Below are 21,476 nucleotides of genomic sequence, written 5' to 3'. Positions count from 1 at the left end.
CCTTACCACAAACCTTCGTTAAATCGACGTGCAATATAGTTGGCACAATAGATGAGAATAAAAGCGACCAGCGATTCAAATAATCCCATCGCCGTCGTCAGGCTGAACTGTGCTCCCTGAAGACCTGTGCGATAAATATACGTACTGATAACATCGGCAACCTCGTTCACGTTAGAGTTCTGAAGCATATACACTTGGTCAAATCCAACTTCCATCACGCGCCCCATCGACAGAATAAGCAGTAAAATAATGGTGGAGCGAATGCCCGGAAGGGTTACGTGCCAGATCTGTCGCATCTTGCTCGCCCCATCCATCTGTGCAGCTTCGTACTGGCTTGGATCGATGGTCGTTAGTGCCGCCAGAAAAATAATCGCGTTAAAGCCCATGTCCTTCCAGATACCTGACCCGACAAAAACAGCGATCCAAGAGCCTTTGTTGTACATGAACGGATACGGCTCTCCCGTCCAGGCTTCCACCCATCGGTTCACGATTCCGTTCTCCAGTGAAAATACGGTCATGATCATCATTGCAATGATGACCCATGAGAAAAAGTGCGGCATGTACACCACGGTCTGCACGGTCCGCTTAAACGCCATGTTTCTCACTTCATTCAGCATGACAGCCAGAATAATCGGGATGGGAAAACCCACGATAATGCTAAGCAGACTGAGAAATAGAGTATTACGGATGATCTCCACTGTGCGCGGATCGCTGAACAAGGTCTGAAAATGTTGAAAGCCCACCCATGGACTGTTCCAGAGCCCGTCATAGAAGTTATAATCTTTGAAGGCGATGACCAGCCCCCCAATCGGCGCATAACGAAAGATAAGATAAAACAGGATCACCGGAAGAAACATCAATAGTAGCGGAATATTCGTCTTGAAACGGCGAAGCCGCTGCTGCCGGATTCTCTGCCTCACTTCGCTGTCAGGCGGTTCCAACCTTGGCGGCCCTGCGGCTAGCTCTCCCTTCATGTTCATCACTCCTCTCTGCTGTGGATGTCTATAGTTGTATTTTAGATAAAAATGTAAGCGTAAACATTCGATATTTAACGATCCTTTTTTAAATTTCTACGCAAAATAACCCCACATCGTGGGGCTGTGTTCGGTAACGGCTTCTACTCGCTGCTCTCATGGCTCGGCTGCTTGCGAAATTCGCGGGGCGACAGCCCGGTCATCTGTTTGAACACGGTTGTAAAATAACTGGAGTTATCGAACCCGGTCTGTTCGGCAATGTCCGCCATGCTCTGCCGGGTACTGTGCAGCAGTAACTTCGCCTTATCCACTCTACGCTTGCTGACGTACTGACTGAAGCCATGACCGGTTTCTTTTTTGAACAGGTGACTGAGATAATTGGGGGTCACGTGAACATGTGCGGCTGCCGCCTGAAGATTACAATTTCTGGAATAGTTCATCTCGATGTACTGAAGGACCCGTGTGACCACGTGATCCTGTTGTTCCTGCGTAAGCCGGACTAGCATACCAAGCCATTCATCACTTTTGCAGCGTGCCCAAGCCATCACTTCCGCTACCGTATGAATCCAGAGCAACGGATCTGGGCCGAACTTGTCGACACTCGCAGACTGCTGAACACGGAACTGCTGCATTAACAGATCGGTCATCACTTTCATGAGCAGCTGAATCTCGGCTTTGCATTCAGGGAGAGGCATCCGGGATGCATGGCTGAACAGTTCATCTATCCGTGCAGCCATTTGCGGCATCTGCTGGTTCAACAAGAGTGCTGCCAACTCATCACGCAATTGATCCGATCTCTCTACCAGACTGTACTGTTCCCTAATTCGGTTATCAGATTGTCGCTGGCAGTATCGCTCATGCGCTTTGCGCAGAACACGACAGGCCTCATCCAGAGAGAAGGGCTTGAGCAGGAACTCCATCGCACCATAACGGATGGCGCGCTGTGCATATTCAAACTCCCGATAGCCCGTCAAAATAATGATCATAATGTCCTGACCACGATCATGGATCTGTTCTGCCAAGTCCAAGCCATCCATCACCGGCATGTTGATATCCGTAATAATTAGATCCGGTGTACAACTGTTTACGGCCTGCAGCGCTTCTTCTCCGTCGGCAGCTTCACCAACTACTTCCCACCCGAGTGGATTATTGGAAACCAGATGTATTAATCCTTGCCGAAACATCACTTCATCATCGACTACGAGCATTCGTCCATTCAATGAATGTATTCTCCTCTCAGCATGTTATCTGTTCACGTCCAGCAACCTATCCAAGCTGATAGGGCAAACGAAGCCGCACCAGCGTTCCCACTTCAGCAGTAGATTCGATCTGCACACCATAAGGCTCACCATGAATCAGTTCGATTCGTCTGAGTACACTTCGCATGCCAATATGTTGACGCTCCTCATCAGCGTGTGCCAAAGGTGCCAAAATACGATTCATCATGGTTGGGTCCATCCCGCATCCGTTATCGGCTATCTCCAGAATAAGCATGTCCGATTCTGCATCATTTCCCGCGTATCGGAACCCGCGAATCTCCAGACGACGATTGTCCCTTTTGTCCGCAAAGGCATGAACAAACACATTCTCCACAATGGGTTGCAGCAGCAGTCGAATCACCTGGCACCGGAGCAGTTCAGGAGGAACAGAAATCTCGATCGATAAGGCCTCCTGATATCGGGCCTGCTGAATCTGCAGATAATGGTCAATCTGGGTCATCTCATCCTGTAGGGTAGTCAACCGCTGGACTGGCTCCAGTGTATATTGCAGCATCTCGGACAAGGCCGTAACCAGACGCGCCGACTTCTCATCTCCTAGCATATAGAACTTCCAGAAAAACATGCTTAATGTGTTATACAGAAAATGTGGATTCAACTGGGCCTGTATAGCCTTGAGCTCAGCTTGCTTTTCACTTAACTCGCGCTCATAGACTTCATGAATCAACGTATCGATCCGTGATGCCATCGCATTGAATCGTTCTCCAATGAAGCCCAGCTCATCCTGTGTCTGAATCTGAACGCGTGTATCAAATTGTCCGTCGCGCACTCTTTTCATCGCGTTAACCAGGCTGGCCAGTGGACGCAGCAGCCTGCGGCTGATGATGGTAATAATGATCCACGAACACAGAACCGTGGCTGCCGCGGAAAATACAGCGACTTTGACGATAATCTTGCCCTTATGCTGAATCTGAGCCAAGGATACTTTGCTGATCAACGTGAACTTGGCTTTGTCCGACGTTTGTTTTGTATACAAATGAGCGGTCCCCTGCTCGTCCCTAATCTCGGTTGCCCCCATGCTTAGTTGTGTAAGCGGTGGTGGGTCCGCATCTTGATTATGAAACGCATATACCAGTTTCCCATCTGCATCCAACAAATACGCGGCAATATCTTCATTAAGACGCAGGTCCTTGAGATAGGATTCAAACAGAGAGGTATTAAAGAGGATTAACATGACTCCATACGTCTCCAGATCAACAGAACGCATTAAGCGCCCTGCCAGAATCCAGTTGGATTTCTCCTCTTGAAGAAAAGCATCTGCGTCCAGACGGTTCCATATATATTCTCCTCCCGTCCCTTCCAGCTTATGGACCATCTCAGCCAAATATGAAGGGTCCATCTGTTGAAACGAGCCGGCAAACGTACCGAGATTAAATATGTTTCCCTTAAGATCATAGATTCGAATTCCCATGATCTCCGGTGCATCGAGACGAACCTGATACAACTGGTCATCCAGTTCATCTTCCAGCTTCATCTGATCATAGGAGGAAATGCCCGCAGCCTGCGCCTTAATTGCATTTTTCACGGAGGGATTCAGCGTAATGTAGTCCGTCACTTTATACATGTCGTGCACCCTGGAATCGAGTCTTGCAAGTACCTGTTCTGCGGTAAGACTATACTGGCGACTCACTTCTTCATTAAACAGCGAAATATGTATGCGATAAGTAATTAACCCCGTGATGCCTGATATCAATACAGTCGCCGCCGACAGAAACAAAATCAGTTTTGTTCTGAATTTAAAGCGTTTACATAATTGAATCCATCTCATCACTCTTCGCACCTCACCCTTGTCCCGTACCACTTTATTCTTAAAAAAGATATCATACCCCTATGTAAAACAACAGAAAAACCCTGACCCCGTATCGACGGTAGTCAGAGTTTCTACCTGCTCTATGAAGGATAAGCCGTAAGAACATTTTTCGGAACAGTATTTCCCATAGAAGACTATTTGCCGTATGTCTGCTCCAAACGTTCTTCTTCATTGGTGGATAACAAAATGTTCAGCAGCCCCATCACGTTATTCGCTTCTGTTCTGGCTTCCGTATACTTCTCGGCAAATGCAGCTTCGTCCTGTTCCGGATCTATTGCAGCCAGTTTGGCCCACGACTCGCGGGCTTTATCGTAAAGTTTCGTTAATGTGATGTCATACGTATGCTGCGCAACAGGTGCCATGGAGTCGAACTCCGCTGCATTCTTGAAAAATACCATCGAGTCCTTAAAGGACTGACTGGTGTAATCCTTGTTCTTCATGGCATCCTCCGTGAGTAACAGCGCCTGACGAGAGATAAACAATGTCTTCACCATGGCACGCTCCAGATTGGTTGCTTCTTCCCATGACACATAGGACACTTCCGGTGCCTGAACGGTTGTGAAAAAAGGAAAGGCATCATCGATCAAACGCTGTGAATCGGAATGGATTGGAATACCTGTATTCATATTCACTACCGCATCACTATAGTTGGCGATGTTAATATTTTTGGAGCCTTCTTCACTTACCCTGCGAACCGGATGATCGTTAAGCGGGACACGGATATAGCCAAGCTTGTCTGCATACTTCTCCTTCAATTCCTCCAGTGTAGAGTCCACTCCGATTTTGCCTTCTTCAGGCGAAGACCCCACTGTATCGGAAGTTGAGGAGGTGCCCGCAGAGTCTTCAGCATTCGTATCTGCTGCCGACGAGTCAGTTGTTGACGTGGCCGAGCCATTGGTTGCTGTAGCCACCGTGCCAGCATCCTGAGCAGACTCCTTCGTCGTTGCTTCCTTCGTCCCACCGCCACATGCAGTCAATATGGCAACCAAGCTGAAAATGGCCGTGAACATCTTGATTCTATGATTCCATCTCATTTTGTAATCTTCCCCTTATCTTATGTATGTACCTGAGTTCAATTAACCTCTGCTTCAATCCATGAATAGTTCATTCCATAAATATCCTTTCGGATAACATAGATATATCACTGTGTAATCTGGTCTTTATTTTATCATAAGTTAAATACTGGGTGTATACGACAATGTGCCTGCATGCTCACCTGCACTTCTGGCTGTCCCATTCTTACTTATGGAGAGAACAAAAAACACGGTCATCCATGAAATGAAGGACAACCGTGTTGATATGTATGCTTAGTGATCTGCATTATTCGTTTCAATTCATCGCGCATGGATGATGTAACAGGTTCAGGTTCCTCTTATTTAATGCCTTTGGCCTTCTCCATATGATCAGCCCGAATCTGGGGATCCGTGGAATTGACTGCGGACAGCATGTTGTAGATCGCCTGAATATCCTGTTCTTTATACAACGTTTCGGGGACTTCGGTCTCAAGCCTTTCCGTTTTACGCAGAATGGTCTCCACCAATTCATGATCATAGATAATCAGTTCATCCGAATTGACATACCGCACAGCTGGATCAACACTGATCCGGCAGCGATTGGTGAAGGTCACCATGGAGACGAGACGAACTCTTTTATAATCGCCCAGGTGTGCCTGAATGGCCTCCACATGCCCCCGGTGCTGCATCAATGGGTTATACATCTTGATTCGGCTGCTGCTGACTGTCCAGTTGGCCTCTCTTCGGCCTCCACGAATCTCACCCGTCGTCAGGTTTCGTGTCTCAATCACGAAGATCCCCCGCGGACCGATGACAACATGATCAATCGATGAATAACCCGAGCGGGACTTGGTATTGGCAACAAGCAAGTCGTTCAGAACTTTGTATTCACCCGGAAGAGCATGCAGCTGCTGGGCAGTGCTTGGTTCCTCTGGCTGACGGGTCCAATCTCCATCTGATTTCGTTTTTTTACGTCTACTGCGGACCATACGTGTGGGAATAGGGGCCGTTGACGGTAAAGATGAAGCGGAAGCTGATATCTGGTTCGCGAGCTCTGGCTGTGACTTGAACAGAGACAAGATTTTTTTGAACATGGGCAAGCTCCGTTCTATTGTAGTGTGGGTTTCGCACATCCATTATGTATACTTCTATTACTTATGTCGGATAAAGAGGGGCAAAAATAAAGGGAAGAGGGCCAAAAATCCATTGTTTAACTAAAGTATATACGATTCTTTAACCAATACTGTGACTTTAGACGCATACGAGAAGGAAAATTTTATAAAAACAGCGTATTCCTTTCTATTGAAGAAAAAGAACACGCTGTTGTCTTGGGTGTGAGGATTAAGCCTGTAAATAATATGTGTAAAGCACCTGTGTACCCTTCTCATCCAGACCGTTGCTGGATATTTCCTGATACAAAGATTCAGCCAAGGCCAACCCTGGTGTCTTCATGCCCATGGCTTTGGCAGATTCGAGAGCGATACCCATGTCTTTGATAAAATGTTTCACATAGAATCCAGGCTCATAATCGCCTGCGATCATGCGCGGACCTAGATTGCTAAGTGACCAGCTTCCGGCTGCACCGGTAGCGATGCTCTTCAACACATTCTCCGCGTCCAGACCGGATGTCTTGGCATAAGCGAGCGCCTCGCACACACCCATCATGCCTGAAGCAATCGCGATCTGGTTGCACATTTTGGTATGCTGTCCTGCTCCCGCCTTGCCTTGCAGCACAATATTGGTGCCCATTTGCTCGAACAACGGACGAACCGCTTCAAAGGCCTCCGTGCTGCCGCCAACCATAATGGACAGCTTGGCATCCCGTGCTCCGATATCCCCACCGGAAACTGGTGCATCCAACGCATGCAGTCCTTTGGCTTCCGCGGCTTCATAGATCCGTGCAGCCAGCAGTGGACTGGATGTGGTCATATCAATCAGGTAAGAGCCCGGTTTCGCGTTCGCCACGAGACCATCTTCACCAAGATAAATCTCCTCAACATCCTTCGGATACCCCACCATCGTGATGATGACATCACACTCGGCTGCCAGTTTGCCTGGTGTGTCATGCCATACGGCACCTTCCTTCACCAACGCTTCCGCTTTAGCGGCCGTGCGCGTATAGACATGCAGCGGATAGCCTGCCTGCTGGATGTGCCCTGCCATGCTTTTGCCCATTACGCCTGTACCGATAAAGCCAACTTTCGTCTCTCCAGGTGCCTTCGTTGTATTTGTCATCGTAGGTTTCCTCCTATTTCTCTATACTTCGTTTGGAGCCTGTCTTCTAAACTTGCTATATCTGTATGTTAATGCTTTCTGTCTCTTCCGTCTATCTTGTTTCGTCTTCTATTGTTCAAAAAAATAAAATAGGAATCGAAAATCCATTTCTTGTACAACCTAACGGAAACTTCCTTGAACGGAAAGGAGAATTCCCATGAGCCGTGAAAAGGGAGAAATCACGATATGGCTGTCCTTTTCCATCATTTTGTTAAGTGCAGGCCTCGTGTGCCATGTTCTGTCCATTCCGGCGATTCTGGATTATGCAGGCAGAGATGGCTGGCTATCGGTAGTCGCTGCTGCTCCCTTCTTTTTGTTATTTCTATGTATGATGTTCGTTATTATCCGACGGGTACGCGGGCAGCGTTTGACGGACTGGATTACGCGGGAATTTGGCGCAATTCCTTCATGGATTTTCCGTATCACTGCCTCACTCATGCTGCTTGCACTTGGATCACATACCTTATATGAAACAACAAACTGGACGGTATCCACCTATCTGCAATTCACCCCACCCTATGTGCTCGCAGGCGTGGGAGCACTGGTTGCTGCCTGGGCGGCTGCCAAAGGTATCCGTTCCATTGCCATGACTTCAAGTCTTCTGCTTCCATTTGTGATCCTGCTTGGATATTTCGTGATGTCAGCCAACATAAAATACAAGGACTATGGCCAGTTGTTTCCCATCATGGAATATGGTTCCGGCCCCGTCCTAAGGGGCATGATCTATTCGCTTGCTGGACTGATGGAAATCTGGATCTTGATGCTGTTCCAACACGATATCAAAAGTAAAATTCGCTGGTGGCATCTTCTGCTGCTCGGGTTATTCATGCTCAGTATGGCGATTGGTCCAACGCTGGGAGCCATCGTTGAGTTCGGTCCGGAGGAAGCAGCAAAACAGCGAAATAGCCCCTATGAGCAATGGAAGCTGGTGAATATAGGAAAATTGCTCCAGCACGTGGACTTCTTGTCCATCTATCAATGGCTAAGCGGTTCATTTGCCAGAGTGGCGATCTCCATCTATCTTATCGTCGATCTGCTCGATTTTCGCAGACCCAAGAAAAGGTACGTTGCCGTTCTAATTGTAACCTTCATCATGTGTGGAATAGCTGTACAGTGGTGGAGAATTGATTACGTTGACTATTATGTAAACCATATTCAATTCCCCGTGATGCTGGCCTATGTATCCACGGTAACAATCCTGTTGACCCTCGCCGCATTCATACACAAAAAAGACAAGGAGGCTCCCGCCCATGCCGCTCACAACCACACCAAAGAAAAACCCCCATCTGGCTGAACCATTCCGAATCAATGAGCATAATCTTACGACGTTTTTTACAGGTTCAGATGATGTGATCATCAGCAGCCATATGATTGGGGAGTCTCCACAGCAGATTGTCATCGTGTATTGCAGCGGTATGGTCGACAGCAAATCCATATATGATATTATTCTTCCCGAACTGACGCGAACGTACGAGAGTACTCACTTTGTTCGTGCATCGGACATCGAGAAGTCCATTACCCTGCAATGGACAAGTATAGACATACAGAATAATCCGCTGGGAAAGGAACTCATGTCCCTGCGAGTGTTTGAGGGGCATATGCTCATCTGCATTCCTTCCATCCAGAAGATGTGGAGCATGGATATATCCAACATTCCTACACGGTCGCCGGATGAATCCACTACGGAAGTATCGATCCGCGGGGCACGAGATGGTTTTATCGAACGACTATCAGTCAATATTGCGTTAATTCGTACACGCCTGCGTACGGCCGAATTAGCCTGTAATATTGAATTAATTGGTTCTCGCTCCGTGACCAAAGTCGCCCTGATGTATATTAAGGACATTGCCAATCCCGAGCTGATTGATGATGTGAAGAATAGGCTGCGCAAAATCGATATCGAACGCATTATGACCGCCAATGAACTAGAGGAATTATTGTCCCCTTCCAAAGTCACATTGTTTCCGGTAACCCACTACACGGGCAGACCTGATTTTGCGGCGGAATGTCTTCTGAACGGACGTTTCGTCATTATCGTGGATGGCAATCCCAGCGTCATCATCGGACCCGTCAATTTGTTTCTGCTTCTCAAATCCCCTGAGGATGCCAGCTTCCCTTTTCTTCCGGTGAATGTGGGCCGTATGCTGCGTTTTATCGGGCTATTAATAACCGTGTTCTTGCCTGGTTTCTATATTGCGCTGACTTCTTTTCACATGGACCAGCTACCCTTTCCACTCGTAGCCACGATCTCGGTTGGGCGCATGGGTCTACCTATGGAGTCTGGTGTGGAAATGTTTCTCATTATGCTTCTGATGGAGCTATTCCGGGAAGCAGGGGTGAGGCTTCCCAGCGCCATTGGTCAGACGCTGACCGTTGTTGGCGGATTGATTATTGGGGATTCGGCTATCCGTGCAGGCATGGTTTCCCCGCTCATGATTGTCGTCATTGCTGTAACCGTAGTGGCCGGAGCAACGATTGTGAATCAGGTCATGACCAGTTCTGTTCTGATTCTGCGTTTTTTCTGTTTTGTACTGGGGGCATCCCTTGGCATCTATGGGTTCATTCTGTCCATTATCCTGTTCCTGATCTATCTGACCGATCTGAAATCGTTCGGTATTCCTTATCTGACACCGCTCAGTCCGCTTAATTTCAGACAGGCGCTGGCCTCGTTGTTCAAACTTCCGAAAGGATGGATGAAACGCAGACCTGTCTATTTGGAAACGCAGGAGCCGCGCAAAGAAGGGAATGAGCGATGAAGCGGCTTATACAACGATGGTTGCTAGGACTGCTAAGTCTCTCTCTTTGTTTTGTGACCAGCGGGTGCTGGAGTGCCTATGAGATCCAACAGGTGGACTATGCCAAAGCGATCGGGATCGATTACAAGGACGGGATGTATCACATGTATGTTCAAAGCATGGACTTTGCCAGTGTAGCCAAGAGCGAAAATTCAACCAAAACTGCGGAAGCCCCACCCGTGTGGGTTGGACATGCATCGGGGAGAACATTGAATCTGGCGGTAAACGAACTGTTCCGAAGTTCCCAGCTCCATATCGCTTGGGGCCATGTGACGGCCATTGTCATGGCCGAAAATGTCCTGACAAGCAAGCATATTACGGAAGTGTTCGACATGCTTGGACGTTTCCCTGAATCACGTTATACAACTTGGGTATACGGCACTCGCGATCCATTGGAAAATATTCTGAGCGCCACGTCCATATACAATATGTCGCCGCTGGACAGTATTCTGCATAACCCTCTTCCCTCATTCCTGGAAGAATCGCTGTTTCCTCCAGTGCTCAGTTTCAAACTCATTGCCACCCATAATGATGCGTCCACGACAACTTATCTTCCTTGCATCACCATGAACAAGGAACACTGGTCGCAGAACAAAAAAAATTATGAATTGTTTATGATTGACGGTGCTTTTTTTGAAAGAACCGGGGATAAATTTGAATATTTGCCCCATAGTACAATTCCTGGATTCCATTGGTTACTTAAGGATATGCGGCGTGCGCCATTGATTATTGAGAACGAAGGAACCATCTATGGCGCGCTCAGCGTTGGTTTGCCCAACGTCAAAATTGTGCCTGTCATTCGTGGGAATGAGGTTTATTTCAACATCGATGCCAAGTACCTGACCGCCTTGTATGAATATATCACCCCTGTTTCCTATGACGAGATGGTCCAATTCAGCGAGAAGACATTGCGGGAGCAAATTTTGCAAACGTATCGCGAAGGTCTGAAACGTGGGGTCGATGTCTATGGACTTCAGGAGAAGGTTTATCGCAAAAATCCAAGCCTATGGCGCAAGCTGTCCAACAACGGCTCAAAGATGATCCTGACGGAAGATTCCATTCAGAAGCTGGACATTCATATTACCATTCCATATACGGGTAAATTCCGTAGGAAGGTATAGCCATAACAACTCCCCTGCCGTATGAAACGGACTAGGGGATTGTTTGGTTTATGCTGTGATTAATATGTGTAGGGGGCTGAAACGTTTCATAACTTTCGTGAGATCTTCTAATCTTCGTTGTCCAGGGATGTATGCATCCCTCTTTTCTTTAAAAGCTAAATTTCAATCCTAAATATTCGACTATTATCCATGAAACAGGCCAAAGTAATGGAACATGAACAACCCAGTAAGGGGCTTTATATCGCCCATTCTCGTAACTGATCCCACAATAAAAAATCGCAAATAATACACCTAAAGGATAGGTAAAGAGAATTTTAACCAATAGATCACGGGAAGTATCATATGTATGTGGATACGGTGCCGATAAGGACATACCAAGTCCAAAAAGAGCCATAGGCCAAATGAACAAAGTAACTCCATAGAAAATCAAAAATAATAATAAATAATTGTATAACTTCTCATTCTTCCTCTTGCTCATATGCCCTCCTGATTGCATGAACGTATTCGCACAACGTGAAAAACCTTTATTAGAAGATTTTACAGGATGGATATGGAAATATAAATAGTTTATTCCTTGCTGATTAATAAAAAGACCTCCAACCATACAGGTTAGAGATCTTTTTATGATGTTAAATTATTGTATTTACCCTATGCAGCGACCGTCTATCAGACTATTTTCCATTCTGCCTATAGTACTCCATTATACGCATGCGTGTGGTCAGTATTAGGGTCTGTGGCAGTAGCACCACAAATATAAAAAGCGGCACGATCAGTACCAGATGAGCAGCAAAATTCTCTGCGCCAAACGATGGTTTGGGAAGTTCAATGAAGTACCACCAGCACGGGATGGCAACAAACCAGGTCAGTCCGGTAGAGATGAATAACTCCTTCACCCCACTCCATAGAAAACAAAACACAATGGCAATGGTTAACGCGAACCATGGATGGGGCTGCCCCGTCCAACTCCTATCTAAAAAAATTAGCAGTGGATACAACAGTGTCGTGCTCCATCGCCAGATGCTGTTGGTGTACAGTTTCATGAGATTCCCCCTTTGTAACAAGCAACCCTTTTACTTTATAAACAATACCTTTGCTAAAAAGTTGGACCTTCTGATCCATTGGTTTGCATGCATAATTACCAATTTACGGCTCATACTACCATAAGGAAATTATATAAGGAGTGACAACATGAGGTTAAAAAGCATCATCGCCGTTGGAACAGTGTTAACTTGCTCGACTCTGTTATGGGGCTGTGGCAATGCCAATATGAACCATGCTTCGCAGCAGAAGGATACTGTTCAAACCGAGAGCTGGAGCGATCCCAAACGACTGGAGGCTTCCCATCTTGAAGCGCTGGAACGGATGGAAAAGGATCATATTCATCGCATGGTTTCGCTAAATGCGAGCATGGATGAAGACAAAGTAATGACCACTCTTGAACGATCCACCCAAAAGCTGGAGGAAATGAGACCGCTCGCTGAAATGCTGCAACATGAGGGCCATCCAACACTGTTACAACGAATTCAGGAGATGGCTGGAGATATTCAAGGCTCGAAACAAGTGGTTGCTGAGATGAAAAAACTGCCTCAGGACGGTAAAATTAAGATTCAGTCTGAAAATTCCGATTCCTTGCACCACATCAGCAGTTTTCGCGATTACCACCAGTACATGCAGGAGAAAATTCAAACGTTGAACAAGGAGAAGTCAGCTACACGTTAATCAGTATCGGCTATTCGGAAAGCATTGCTCCACTGTATAAAAAAAAACCATAATAGTTAGGTGGGAAGGTTCATTCCTATCTAACTATTTTCTTGTAAAGAGGTATTACTCTACCCTGCTGCGATCCCTGCGATCTTCTCTGTCCGCTTCCTCCATTTTACGAATATATCGCTTCAGTTCTTCTTTATGAGCTTCGAGTTCATTCAGCTTTGCAGATGCCCCATCCATAAATGACTGCATCTTATGTGTCAACTCTGTTGCGGATGTACCGATCCAGTCTTGCTGCAATCGGCCATGAATGGAGCGCATTTTCTGTTCCTGCTGCATGAGCCGTTGCTGCAACTGCTCACACTGCTGAACAGCCCTTCTTAAATCAGACAAGGATATGGATATTCTGCCCATTTCTCATTTCCTCCTGTTAATCCTTCTATGTAGAAATGCATTAGTGTTGGTCTGCAATTAAAAATTCTTCTCTTTTACGTTCAATATATTCCGCAATTTCGCTAATGGATTCCTGATACCAACGATTGATTGCTTGTAACGTTGCTGTTGCGTTATAGGCGATGGGTGTAAAGGACTGACTTTCGCTGGTAGATATATGTGTCTGAAACATCTGAATCGAAGTCTGGGCATCATTCGAGAAGCCACTTAAACTTAGCCTCATCTCCCTAGCAGCCTGCGCTAACTCTTCCGGTGTTAATTGAATCTTGCTCCCGCCTTTTCCACTAACAAATCCTGTAGCTGCTGCGATCAACGGAGGAACAATACCTGCCATCAAATTGGAGAAGGTGGCAAATGCCTCCTGATGGGCCGTCCACCTAGGAGAAATATCAATGGTTTCACCAGTGTTCCGGTCTATTAGCGGTCCTTTTAGATTCCCATTCTCATCAAACTCGTATTGATCCATGGAATGATACCCTTTGCCTTCGTCCTTCGAGAATGAATCAAAAAATCTTATAATATCACCAACATGAAGCTTGTCCAGATCCACACCTATTCTTACGTCATGAACTAACATGGGCGAGCCTGCACCCAGAGGCTGAAAAGGAACCTTTAACTGAAACTGAAATTTCCAATTCTGATACATCGCATTAGCGGTGTCAAAGTCCTGACCCTTATACACGGTACTTCCTACGTGCCTGTCATATTCACTTATTCCCCCAGCCCCTACAGAATCATTGGGATGAACCACGTTAACCATTTTGTTATCAAAATGACCCTCATTGACCTTGGACAAACTGACATCATCCAGGAGATTCGTTACACTAGGAGCACTATACGTCATCCCAGACACATCCTGACGAGCAGCTACATATTGAGCTAAACCGCCACCCAGGGAATGACCCGTCAATGAAATGTCTGAATCAGGGTACGCCGCCTTCACCGCCTCATACAATTCCTCAGCTTGGTGAAACTGATTATTTTCCCAATCCATGTTATCCTTCATAAGCTTGAAGGGACTATTTTTAAATATATTATGACGTTCTGGATCGGTTATCGCATCTTCAAGCCTTTTGGTTCTACCACCTACGACATCGAAGGCATCTGTCTCAATATCAGCTGCTTTTCCAATAATACCTTCAGGTTCAGTACCTCTATAACCGATGATAACTTGATTTGTTTTGGGATTCTCAAGAACTATAGCATCAAATCCTGAATACGCACTATGCAGACTTGCACCCTTTGGTTCAACCGTTCTCCAATCCTTGTACTCATCCTTGTCCAAAATATCACTACGACCTGCAGGAACATCCGTATATGCAAGCTCAGATATTTTTAAATATAATTCGTCAGTCATGTATTTATCCATCCTATTCACCCTTTCTTCTAGTTAACGGAAGTTGTATAATGCACATTATCAAACGACAACATTAGGAATATGAGGTGATTACTTGAAAAAATCAGGATTACTTTTTATATTAATGATCTGCGCCATATCATTCACTTTAGGAGGATGTATGTCAAACGAGAAAAAAGAGATTATTCAAAAAGCTCAGGTAGCAAGCCAAGCCTATTTTAAAGAAAAGTATGGAATTGATGTTGAATTCACAGACCATAAATTTATTCCCGCTGATTTATCCCATACCGTTTCTTTAACTGGATATGTGAAAGGAAACAAAGATCAGGAAATATTCACTATGGTCGATTATGATACCTATGAAGTCAAAACGGGTTCAGTGCCAGATGAAATCAAGCCTCTTCAATAAATGAATTCTACTTAACTCAAACAAACATATACGATTTTTTTATCTGAGAGCCTTGTAGATATACTCGGCTCTTTAATTATGTAATAAGGAACCACTTCACTAGATTCCATCCTCTTTTTCCAAAAGAAGTAGAATCATTATAGTGCATCTTCGGCGTGACGTGTACATAACAACTGAAAAATGAATACAAAGTCTTTATCCTTTTGGGTAGTAGACAGTAGGTACATTCAAGTACTTAGGCAGTTGTTACCAGTAATAAGCTCACACTTTTGCGTGTATACGTGAGGAAATAAATTTAGCTTTATCCTAATAAAGTTAGTAGGCAGTAACTGTCCACATAATTTCTATATATGCCACTGCCCTCACTTTAACATGCTATTCATTCAAAGGTATTTACCCTAATCATTCATGATTCATTCCACCCACAAGGATACCCATATAAAAATGCTGAACAACATTACTGGCATAAGCGCCCCAGTGGCTAACATGATCCAAAGTGTTACTGGCCTTACATTCAGGAAGTATTGATCAAACCAGTGAAATCTTTCTTTCCGCCATTTGGCAAACTTGAGTTGCCTGATCATACGCTTCAACATTTTCTGCCGCTGCTTTCCTTCTTCCACTTCTTCCAGCGTACGTCGCAACTCGTCATACAAACGCGCCTCTTCCTGCTCAGCCAGTGTGGTTGTCGTCATTCTGCATCCCCTCCCTTACCTAATTAACACGGAAACGCGTCCAAAGTTTGGAATTATATAGAGAACTGAACTTAAGATTGCTCACGTTCCACAATCATCTTCGCCAACTCCTGATCTGAATTTATTAATAACGGACCGTTCCCTCAGAAAAAGTCCGGAGCGAGCTATCTCTCCTAATGTAGACAACAAAAAGCGATCCTCTTCCATGACTAGCGTCAAGCTGGAGAACCGCTATAATGTACTGTTTAATACTACTTATACAGGTTAAACATCGCAGTGTGTTACACCGACAAGATTAACCCACGTTTTCGATTAATGTGTTCAAACATACCGCACCCTGCGCACGCACATTAACCACAATAATTGGCGTATCCAGCATGCCGTGCATCCAGGACATATACTCCTCAACTTTTTCGTTGGGAAGAATCGTCAGAATGACCCCTGCAAATCCACCGCCGTGTATACGGCAAGCGCCATCACCCAGCTTTTGCAGATAATTTTCAGTTAACGCCAGTGCGATACCAATCTCCTGTTCCTTCACCGAGCCGCTCTGATATACATTCTGGAGCCACTTCCAGGATGAGTTCCCGGATGCCGTAATCAGATTCAGGAAATCAGCAAAACGCCCTTCCCGCAAGGCCTGTACCTGACCGTCCACCCGATTGTTTTCCTCCAAGAAATGCAGCGCACGCAGTACCGCACGATCCCCCGCTGCTTCACGTACCTGTTTGAGATTGGCATAAATCGCCTCGGCCGTAATTTCTCGGACATATTCGCTGCCCAACGCTTTAGCAACCGCTCTCATCTCATAAGGAACTGCAGCGTAGTCCTCAGTCAGATCCGCGTGATTCCCACCTGTGTTTACAATGACCAATGAGTAGCCGTTTTGTTGGAAATTCCATTGAACAGGCTCAATTACAGGCCCGGCCGGATTCTCAAAATCAATCGCAATTAGCCCTCCATAGGCACAAGCCATCTGATCCAGCAGACCGGAAGGTTTGTTCCAATATTGATTCTCCGCATACTGACCAATCTTGGACATGACCACCACATCCAGTGATCCATCGTTGTAGAAATGATTCAGAATCGTACAAATCAGCATCTCGAACGATGCCGACGAGCTCAGCCCGGACGCCGAGAACACGTTACTGGAGATGTACGCCTGGAAGCCGCCCACTTTGTATCCGAACTTCTCAAATCCCGCAGCCATACCACGAATCAACGCCGTAGTACCGTCGTCCTCTGCTTTCGGTGCCAAATCCGTGAGATCGATTACATATTTCTGGTCATAGCCTTCTGAATAAAAGGTAATCACCGAATTCGTCGTTGGCGCAGCCACCGCAATCGTATCCAGCGTAATACTACCAGCCAGCACCTTACCATGGTTATGATCCGTGTGGTTGCCTCCAATTTCGCTACGTCCAGCCGCGCTGAACAATTTGCTGCCATCTTGTACGCCAAAATACTGTTCGAATGATTCATTGAGCTTGGTGTAACGTGCTGTCTGTTCTTCTAGTTGTTGCTGACCGTACATTTGGGCAAGCAACGCTTGGCCTGAAGTGGATTGGATCAGTTCCAGTGGTTGAGTAGTCATTGATAATCCTCCTATGGATATGCAGCATTTATTTTTTTGACGTAAATGATGAACAATACGGGGAACAATCTATGCCCCTTTACTCTCCCATTATCTCAGCTTCGTTTCGTAAAAGGTAGGGTAGAATTGAAAGTTCAAATTAATTATATTTCACAATCATAGGCTTAACTTTGCTCCAATTTACGTTCGCTTATTTCAGAAAGGGTGCGATGCTATCCTTCAACGAAGTTACCGGATGACCCATCAATTGTTCAAGGTCCTTCGATGTAGATACCGTATCTATACTGCTTAAAAAAGGGTAGATCCAGTGCTGCACCGACACATCCTCGCTGTGAATAACGGTCTTTCCTGCAAACGCTGTAAGCACTTCAGCCAGATCAGCAAAGGTCCAAGTTTTTGACGCGGCCAGCTCATAGATTTGCTGCTCATATCCTTTGCCTGCGAGTACGTTCGCAATTGCCTGTGCAAGATCGCTACGTGTTACAGCATTGAATCGCCAATTTCCTGGACGAGTTGTCAGTACACCACTTTGTATTGCCTCATTTAATCCGAGTACATCCACAAAATCAATGTACAGCCCGTTGCGCAAAATCGTATACTTCATACCTGAATCAAATATGACCTGCTCGGTAAGTCTATGAACGCTTACTGGAATTTTAAGACCCGTCTGCGGAAAAGCAAAGCTGGTATAGAGGATATGTTCAACCCCTGCTTTCCTCGCTGCATTAATTACACTAGTATGTTGAGTTAGCCGTACTGTATCATCGGTATGTGAGCTAGAGATCAACAGCAATTTATTCACACCGGTAAAAGCTTTCTGGCATGTTTCCGGACTATCATAGTCCATGAAACGAATCTCTCCACCCTGATCCTTCAGAGCTTCTAAGGTTGAGGACATCCCCAAATTACGGACACCTGCAATAATTTGGGTAGCCGGGATCTTGGCTAGCAGATTTGCGATAATCAGATTGCCTAGTTGTCCATTCGCTCCAGTAATCATAATAGACATCGTGTTCTTCCCCTCCTATAAATGAATTACCATTAAGTAGTTAAGCTATTAACTAAATGGACAGAATGATCAGCTGGACTTCAACATATTCCTCGCTGAACTAATCATATTCCTTTCCACATATCCGACCCCAGAATCTTCTATTTTAACACCTTTTCAAACAGCATTAAGACCTGTTCAGCTTCTGTAATAAAGCAATTAACTGATGCTGCTCCTGTTCATCCAACTTGCCCATCTGGCTAGCCACAGCTTCACGGTTACCCGGCAGATGCCCACTTAATAATGTCCTTCCAGCATCGGTAATGGAAATCACTGTCTTGCGACCATCTCGTGCATGTTCAGCTCTTGCGATATAACCATCACGCTCCAGTGGAGTTAGCAGTAAGCTGATGTTGGCCTTGGTAACACCAATTTTTTCGGCAAGCACTGAAGGAAGCATTGTTCCCCCATCTTTGGCAATCTCTACGAGTATGCGGATTCTTGCTCCGTTCAGCCCTTGGGATTGCCAGTATTTTTCCGATACGGCTACCAGGTTGGCAGTCGCCTCAACCATCGTGAAAAAAGCTGCATTTGGCAGCGGCAGATGAAGTAAATACTCCTGCAGCGCATCTCGTTTAGAGTCAATTAATGGCAAGTTTTCTTCTTGTGAATGATCCATACGTTCTGTTCCTCTCCATTTAGTTAACAACTTAACTATTTAGACTAAGATAACTTTCCCCATTGAAAATGTCAATTCATTAAATTTTGACCATGAAATTAATTCATTCAAATTGCCCAAAAAGCTTGCCCCATAATTGGAACAAGCTTTTTATCTATTTTTCAACAGGTTCAACTTCAATCTGATCAACAATAAATTCATTGTCGGCTTTATCGAAGGTATACGTGATATTGAAGTCACACACATATGTAGGAGATATGCCAATAGAGCCGGGAAGACTTAATTTTATTTTGTGATTATCCAATGTATAAATAACCACACCGCCGAAAGCAAGCTTACCTTGATGGTAGTCTGGTGCTGGATCAAAATCATAATTGAAGTTACCTACTTGCCCTTGTGAAATCACTGTAATCGCTAATGTACCATCATCATTTTTAGATATACGCGATTTAATATGCTCAGCAACAATATCCTCATAACGCTGTACTTTAATTTCAGATAAGTTATCGGAGTTAACGACATGAATTTCATAGTTATCCAAGCCTGTCCCTCGACCAGTCTGAATGATTATTACAGCCTCTTCCTTACCATCACCGGTAAGATCGGTATAAAATAACTGCGGCTTCGTTCCCGAATGATGAGAAATGCTCCAATCAAAATCTTTTGTGCGCCCATTTATATCTAGAGTTACGCTTTCAATTGCATCTTCCGTTTCTTTAATTGCATAAAGTTTTACTTGTTCATCCTCAGAAGATCCGATTAATTTCAATTTTGAATTTGTCTCTTGTTCCGGTTTCGTTGTTACCTGCTTGGTGGGAGACACAACCTGTTCCAGATGGACAGCGCCTAACGATTCGGTTTGGCATCCTCCAAAAAGAACTACACTCAACAACATCAATGAAGCTATTTCTTTTATCAAATCACTGTCCCCTCTCACTAAATAGCTAAAATTAATCCAATGAATTTAACCGAATGGTTACCTTCCTCGTTTCACGATCATTAGAATCAAACCAGTCTTTAAGTACGTTATATTCACTTGTTTCTAATGCTGCTGTTTCAATCGTGAAATGGTTATTGTCTATCCATTCATAAGAGATGATGGGCCAGGTTGGTTTCAACATGAAAGCTTCTTCCAAATCAGTTGATGTATATGGGATGATTTCTAATTTTTTGAGATCCACGGCAACAAGGATTTGTCTCTTAACCAGACCGCCTTCATCATAAGCATATCGAATTAACACCTGCTGATAGTCAGAGGAAAGTTTATAATCTTGTAAAATGCCCTCAGGCATCGGCAAGCTATGCGTCCCTCTATCATCAGTTTTCACCAAAAGGGTATAGCAAGCTTTGTTTCCACAGCCATACTTCAGCATTGAATATGTTTCCGAAGAAGGCACCTCCAATACTTCCACATGTGTACGATCTATTTCAGTTTGGAAGTCCTGTTCATTCATCAGGTAGCGCCTATACTCTGGGACGTCGTTAAGAGGTAATTGCAGGGTTGCTTCTTCATTCGTGATTTCAATGATATTGGGTAATGAAGATGCCTTGTTATACAAGCCTGAAGAGTTGGTATCGTTATCATTTTCCACCTGATATGTGGGAGGTTCTAACCTAGAAAACCATATCATTATTACCGCTGAAGTAACGAGTACTATAACTAGTAGCAAAAAGAACATTTTCTTTTTCATAGCACTCCTCCTTCGTGCATGGTTTCGATCCAGAACCAAATGGATTATACTACAAAGATATCCATTTTTGGTGTCAGATCGGTTTCAATGTTATTTTCATGAGATAACCCACTATTCAGGTTAAGAGGTGAATCTATGAACGTTTTTTTAAACAAACAACCAGATAAACGTCGTATAAACGTAGCGATGCTTATGTATCTCGTACTAATGATTTTATTTTATGGCATTTATGTTTCCTTGGAATCGGATCGGATAGCTCAATCACAACAGTGGACTTCCGGTGGTTCCATAAGCGACCAAGCGATCGAGTCAATGAGTCAGCTGGGAAGATGGACGTCAATTACTGAATTACTGTTTCTAATTCTTTTCATACTGGTGATGATTATCATGATTACGCGGTACCCGAGAAATGTAGGAAGATTACTCCCTTTTGCCTTATGGAATGTCGCTTTGTTTGTCGGGGTTGGCACGGTCAGTTTGGTGGGTTCACAGGTCACGTCAATGTCCGTTGGCAACTTGGCACAACCAATCTTCGTACCTGCGTTTCTATTGGTAGCGTTGTTCATATATGTGGTTTGGGGATTAATGAAACGTGGATAACGTGCGGGAAGATTAAAAATATTCAAAAACCTTTGATTA

The 21,476-nt window shown here is 45.0% G+C and carries 22 protein-coding genes; 6 read left to right on the top strand and 16 right to left on the bottom strand.

The annotated features are described in order from the left end of the window. Positions 1-2 precede the first annotated feature (2 nt). The 6 genes from CS562_RS10490 to CS562_RS10465 all read right to left on the bottom strand — a co-directional run bounded on the left by CS562_RS10490 (position 3) and on the right by CS562_RS10465 (position 7,309). Positions 3-974, bottom strand: a complete 972-nt coding sequence (locus CS562_RS10490) for an ABC transporter permease (RefSeq protein WP_099855514.1) — start codon at positions 972-974, stop codon at positions 3-5. A gap of 143 nt (positions 975-1,117) precedes the next feature. After that, on the bottom strand, positions 1,118-2,194 hold the full coding sequence (locus tag CS562_RS10485; RefSeq protein ID WP_099855512.1) for a response regulator transcription factor: 1,077 nt from the start codon (positions 2,192-2,194) through the stop codon (positions 1,118-1,120). Between the two features lie 46 nt (positions 2,195-2,240). Then, entirely contained in the window at positions 2,241-4,019 is a 1,779-nt protein-coding gene (locus tag CS562_RS10480) for a cache domain-containing sensor histidine kinase (protein WP_099855510.1), read from the bottom strand. 176 nt (positions 4,020-4,195) lie between these two features. Next, complete coding sequence (locus tag CS562_RS10475) at positions 4,196-5,095, bottom strand: hypothetical protein (protein WP_099855508.1); 900 nt, start codon at positions 5,093-5,095, stop codon at positions 4,196-4,198. A 338-nt stretch (positions 5,096-5,433) separates the two neighbouring features. Further along, the gene (locus tag CS562_RS10470; protein ID WP_064640469.1) at positions 5,434-6,168 is read right to left on the bottom strand and encodes a nuclease-related domain-containing protein; all 735 of its coding nucleotides are present in this window, start codon (positions 6,166-6,168) and stop codon (positions 5,434-5,436) included. Positions 6,169-6,415: 247 nt separating this feature from the next. Beyond that, positions 6,416-7,309: an NAD(P)-dependent oxidoreductase gene (locus tag CS562_RS10465; RefSeq protein WP_076290322.1), complete on the bottom strand. Its 894-nt coding sequence runs from the start codon at positions 7,307-7,309 to the stop codon at positions 6,416-6,418. Between the two features lie 196 nt (positions 7,310-7,505). Between CS562_RS10465 and CS562_RS10460 the strand changes: the two genes are divergently transcribed. From CS562_RS10460 to CS562_RS10450, 3 genes are read left to right on the top strand one after another with little or no spacing between them, the layout of a single operon-like run. Beyond that, positions 7,506-8,642: an endospore germination permease gene (locus tag CS562_RS10460; protein WP_076290323.1), complete on the top strand. Its 1,137-nt coding sequence runs from the start codon at positions 7,506-7,508 to the stop codon at positions 8,640-8,642. Then, positions 8,599-10,104, top strand: a complete 1,506-nt coding sequence (locus CS562_RS10455) for a spore germination protein (protein WP_090807766.1) — start codon at positions 8,599-8,601, stop codon at positions 10,102-10,104. Before CS562_RS10460 ends, CS562_RS10455 begins: the two co-directional genes overlap by 44 nt. Further along, positions 10,101-11,264, top strand: coding sequence for a Ger(x)C family spore germination protein (locus CS562_RS10450; RefSeq protein WP_099855506.1), 1,164 nt, complete (start codon positions 10,101-10,103; stop codon positions 11,262-11,264). The genes CS562_RS10455 and CS562_RS10450 overlap by 4 nt, the downstream gene beginning before the upstream one ends. Positions 11,265-11,412: 148 nt before the next feature. On the opposite strand, the gene CS562_RS10445 is transcribed toward CS562_RS10450, so the two are convergent. Both CS562_RS10445 and CS562_RS10440 read right to left on the bottom strand, forming a co-directional pair. Further along, complete coding sequence (locus CS562_RS10445; RefSeq protein WP_099855505.1) at positions 11,413-11,742, bottom strand: hypothetical protein; 330 nt, start codon at positions 11,740-11,742, stop codon at positions 11,413-11,415. A gap of 193 nt (positions 11,743-11,935) precedes the next feature. After that, positions 11,936-12,304 (bottom strand): hypothetical protein, encoded by a 369-nt coding sequence (locus tag CS562_RS10440; protein WP_099855503.1) that lies wholly within the window; start codon positions 12,302-12,304, stop codon positions 11,936-11,938. A gap of 148 nt (positions 12,305-12,452) precedes the next feature. Between CS562_RS10440 and CS562_RS10435 the strand changes: the two genes are divergently transcribed. Further along, a complete protein-coding gene (locus tag CS562_RS10435; protein WP_099855501.1) occupies positions 12,453-12,983 on the top strand; it encodes a hypothetical protein in 531 nt (176 codons plus the stop codon). Positions 12,984-13,088: 105 nt separating this feature from the next. Here the strand turns inward: CS562_RS10435 and CS562_RS10430 are convergent, their stop codons facing one another. Both CS562_RS10430 and CS562_RS10425 read right to left on the bottom strand, forming a co-directional pair. Then, on the bottom strand, positions 13,089-13,385 hold the full coding sequence (locus CS562_RS10430) for a WXG100 family type VII secretion target (protein WP_099855500.1): 297 nt from the start codon (positions 13,383-13,385) through the stop codon (positions 13,089-13,091). Positions 13,386-13,425: 40 nt separating this feature from the next. After that, positions 13,426-14,781 carry a Tle-like phospholipase domain-containing protein gene (locus tag CS562_RS10425; RefSeq protein ID WP_180287093.1) on the bottom strand — a complete coding sequence of 452 codons (1,356 nt, stop codon included), beginning with the start codon at positions 14,779-14,781 and terminating at the stop codon, positions 13,426-13,428. A 94-nt stretch (positions 14,782-14,875) separates the two neighbouring features. Here CS562_RS10425 and CS562_RS10420 point away from each other — a divergent pair, with 94 nt between their 5' ends. Next, complete coding sequence (locus CS562_RS10420; RefSeq protein WP_125477260.1) at positions 14,876-15,190, top strand: DUF1433 domain-containing protein; 315 nt, start codon at positions 14,876-14,878, stop codon at positions 15,188-15,190. Positions 15,191-15,603: 413 nt separating this feature from the next. Here the strand turns inward: CS562_RS10420 and CS562_RS10415 are convergent, their stop codons facing one another. From CS562_RS10415 to CS562_RS10390, 6 genes are all read right to left on the bottom strand, one after another. Further along, positions 15,604-15,885 carry a hypothetical protein gene (locus CS562_RS10415; RefSeq protein ID WP_099855497.1) on the bottom strand — a complete coding sequence of 94 codons (282 nt, stop codon included), beginning with the start codon at positions 15,883-15,885 and terminating at the stop codon, positions 15,604-15,606. 295 nt (positions 15,886-16,180) lie between these two features. Continuing rightward, a complete protein-coding gene (locus CS562_RS10410; RefSeq protein WP_099855495.1) occupies positions 16,181-17,479 on the bottom strand; it encodes a galactokinase in 1,299 nt (432 codons plus the stop codon). Between the two features lie 190 nt (positions 17,480-17,669). Then, positions 17,670-18,488 carry an NAD(P)H-binding protein gene (locus CS562_RS10405; RefSeq protein WP_099855493.1) on the bottom strand — a complete coding sequence of 273 codons (819 nt, stop codon included), beginning with the start codon at positions 18,486-18,488 and terminating at the stop codon, positions 17,670-17,672. 166 nt (positions 18,489-18,654) lie between these two features. Then, positions 18,655-19,146: a MarR family winged helix-turn-helix transcriptional regulator gene (locus CS562_RS10400; protein WP_099855490.1), complete on the bottom strand. Its 492-nt coding sequence runs from the start codon at positions 19,144-19,146 to the stop codon at positions 18,655-18,657. Positions 19,147-19,300: 154 nt separating this feature from the next. Further along, the gene (locus CS562_RS10395; protein WP_099855488.1) at positions 19,301-20,065 is read right to left on the bottom strand and encodes a hypothetical protein; all 765 of its coding nucleotides are present in this window, start codon (positions 20,063-20,065) and stop codon (positions 19,301-19,303) included. Between the two features lie 31 nt (positions 20,066-20,096). After that, on the bottom strand, positions 20,097-20,837 hold the full coding sequence (locus CS562_RS10390; RefSeq protein WP_099855486.1) for a hypothetical protein: 741 nt from the start codon (positions 20,835-20,837) through the stop codon (positions 20,097-20,099). Positions 20,838-20,972: 135 nt separating this feature from the next. On the opposite strand from CS562_RS10390, the gene CS562_RS10385 reads away from it, so the two are divergent. Then, on the top strand, positions 20,973-21,437 hold the full coding sequence (locus CS562_RS10385) for a hypothetical protein (RefSeq protein ID WP_099855484.1): 465 nt from the start codon (positions 20,973-20,975) through the stop codon (positions 21,435-21,437). The last annotated feature ends 39 nt before the right edge of the window (positions 21,438-21,476 follow it).

This window comes from Paenibacillus sp. LK1 (assembly GCF_002750415.1).
In the GTDB taxonomy this organism is placed as follows: domain Bacteria; phylum Bacillota; class Bacilli; order Paenibacillales; family Paenibacillaceae; genus Paenibacillus; species Paenibacillus taichungensis.
The sequence above is the reverse complement of the archived record's forward strand: the minus strand, read 5'-3'. Positions and strand labels throughout refer to the sequence as shown.

What these genes read in the sequence shown, in the direction of transcription:
- CS562_RS10490 (WP_099855514.1), bottom strand. Translation starts at nt 974, where the DNA reads ATGAAGGGAGAGCTAGCCGCAGGGCCGCCAAGGTTGGAACCGCCTGAC.
- CS562_RS10480 (WP_099855510.1), bottom strand. Translation starts at nt 4,019, where the DNA reads ATGAGATGGATTCAATTATGTAAACGCTTTAAATTCAGAACAAAACTG.
- CS562_RS10475 (WP_099855508.1), bottom strand. Translation starts at nt 5,095, where the DNA reads ATGAGATGGAATCATAGAATCAAGATGTTCACGGCCATTTTCAGCTTG.
- CS562_RS10470 (WP_064640469.1), bottom strand. Translation starts at nt 6,168, where the DNA reads ATGTTCAAAAAAATCTTGTCTCTGTTCAAGTCACAGCCAGAGCTCGCG.
- CS562_RS10465 (WP_076290322.1), bottom strand. Translation starts at nt 7,309, where the DNA reads ATGACAAATACAACGAAGGCACCTGGAGAGACGAAAGTTGGCTTTATC.
- CS562_RS10460 (WP_076290323.1), top strand. Translation starts at nt 7,506, where the DNA reads ATGAGCCGTGAAAAGGGAGAAATCACGATATGGCTGTCCTTTTCCATC.
- CS562_RS10455 (WP_090807766.1), top strand. Translation starts at nt 8,599, where the DNA reads ATGCCGCTCACAACCACACCAAAGAAAAACCCCCATCTGGCTGAACCA.
- CS562_RS10450 (WP_099855506.1), top strand. Translation starts at nt 10,101, where the DNA reads ATGAAGCGGCTTATACAACGATGGTTGCTAGGACTGCTAAGTCTCTCT.
- CS562_RS10445 (WP_099855505.1), bottom strand. Translation starts at nt 11,742, where the DNA reads ATGAGCAAGAGGAAGAATGAGAAGTTATACAATTATTTATTATTATTT.
- CS562_RS10440 (WP_099855503.1), bottom strand. Translation starts at nt 12,304, where the DNA reads ATGAAACTGTACACCAACAGCATCTGGCGATGGAGCACGACACTGTTG.
- CS562_RS10435 (WP_099855501.1), top strand. Translation starts at nt 12,453, where the DNA reads ATGAGGTTAAAAAGCATCATCGCCGTTGGAACAGTGTTAACTTGCTCG.
- CS562_RS10430 (WP_099855500.1), bottom strand. Translation starts at nt 13,385, where the DNA reads ATGGGCAGAATATCCATATCCTTGTCTGATTTAAGAAGGGCTGTTCAG.
- CS562_RS10425 (WP_180287093.1), bottom strand. Translation starts at nt 14,781, where the DNA reads ATGACTGACGAATTATATTTAAAAATATCTGAGCTTGCATATACGGAT.
- CS562_RS10415 (WP_099855497.1), bottom strand. Translation starts at nt 15,885, where the DNA reads ATGACGACAACCACACTGGCTGAGCAGGAAGAGGCGCGTTTGTATGAC.
- CS562_RS10410 (WP_099855495.1), bottom strand. Translation starts at nt 17,479, where the DNA reads ATGACTACTCAACCACTGGAACTGATCCAATCCACTTCAGGCCAAGCG.
- CS562_RS10405 (WP_099855493.1), bottom strand. Translation starts at nt 18,488, where the DNA reads ATGTCTATTATGATTACTGGAGCGAATGGACAACTAGGCAATCTGATT.
- CS562_RS10400 (WP_099855490.1), bottom strand. Translation starts at nt 19,146, where the DNA reads ATGGATCATTCACAAGAAGAAAACTTGCCATTAATTGACTCTAAACGA.
- CS562_RS10390 (WP_099855486.1), bottom strand. Translation starts at nt 20,837, where the DNA reads ATGAAAAAGAAAATGTTCTTTTTGCTACTAGTTATAGTACTCGTTACT.
- CS562_RS10385 (WP_099855484.1), top strand. Translation starts at nt 20,973, where the DNA reads ATGAACGTTTTTTTAAACAAACAACCAGATAAACGTCGTATAAACGTA.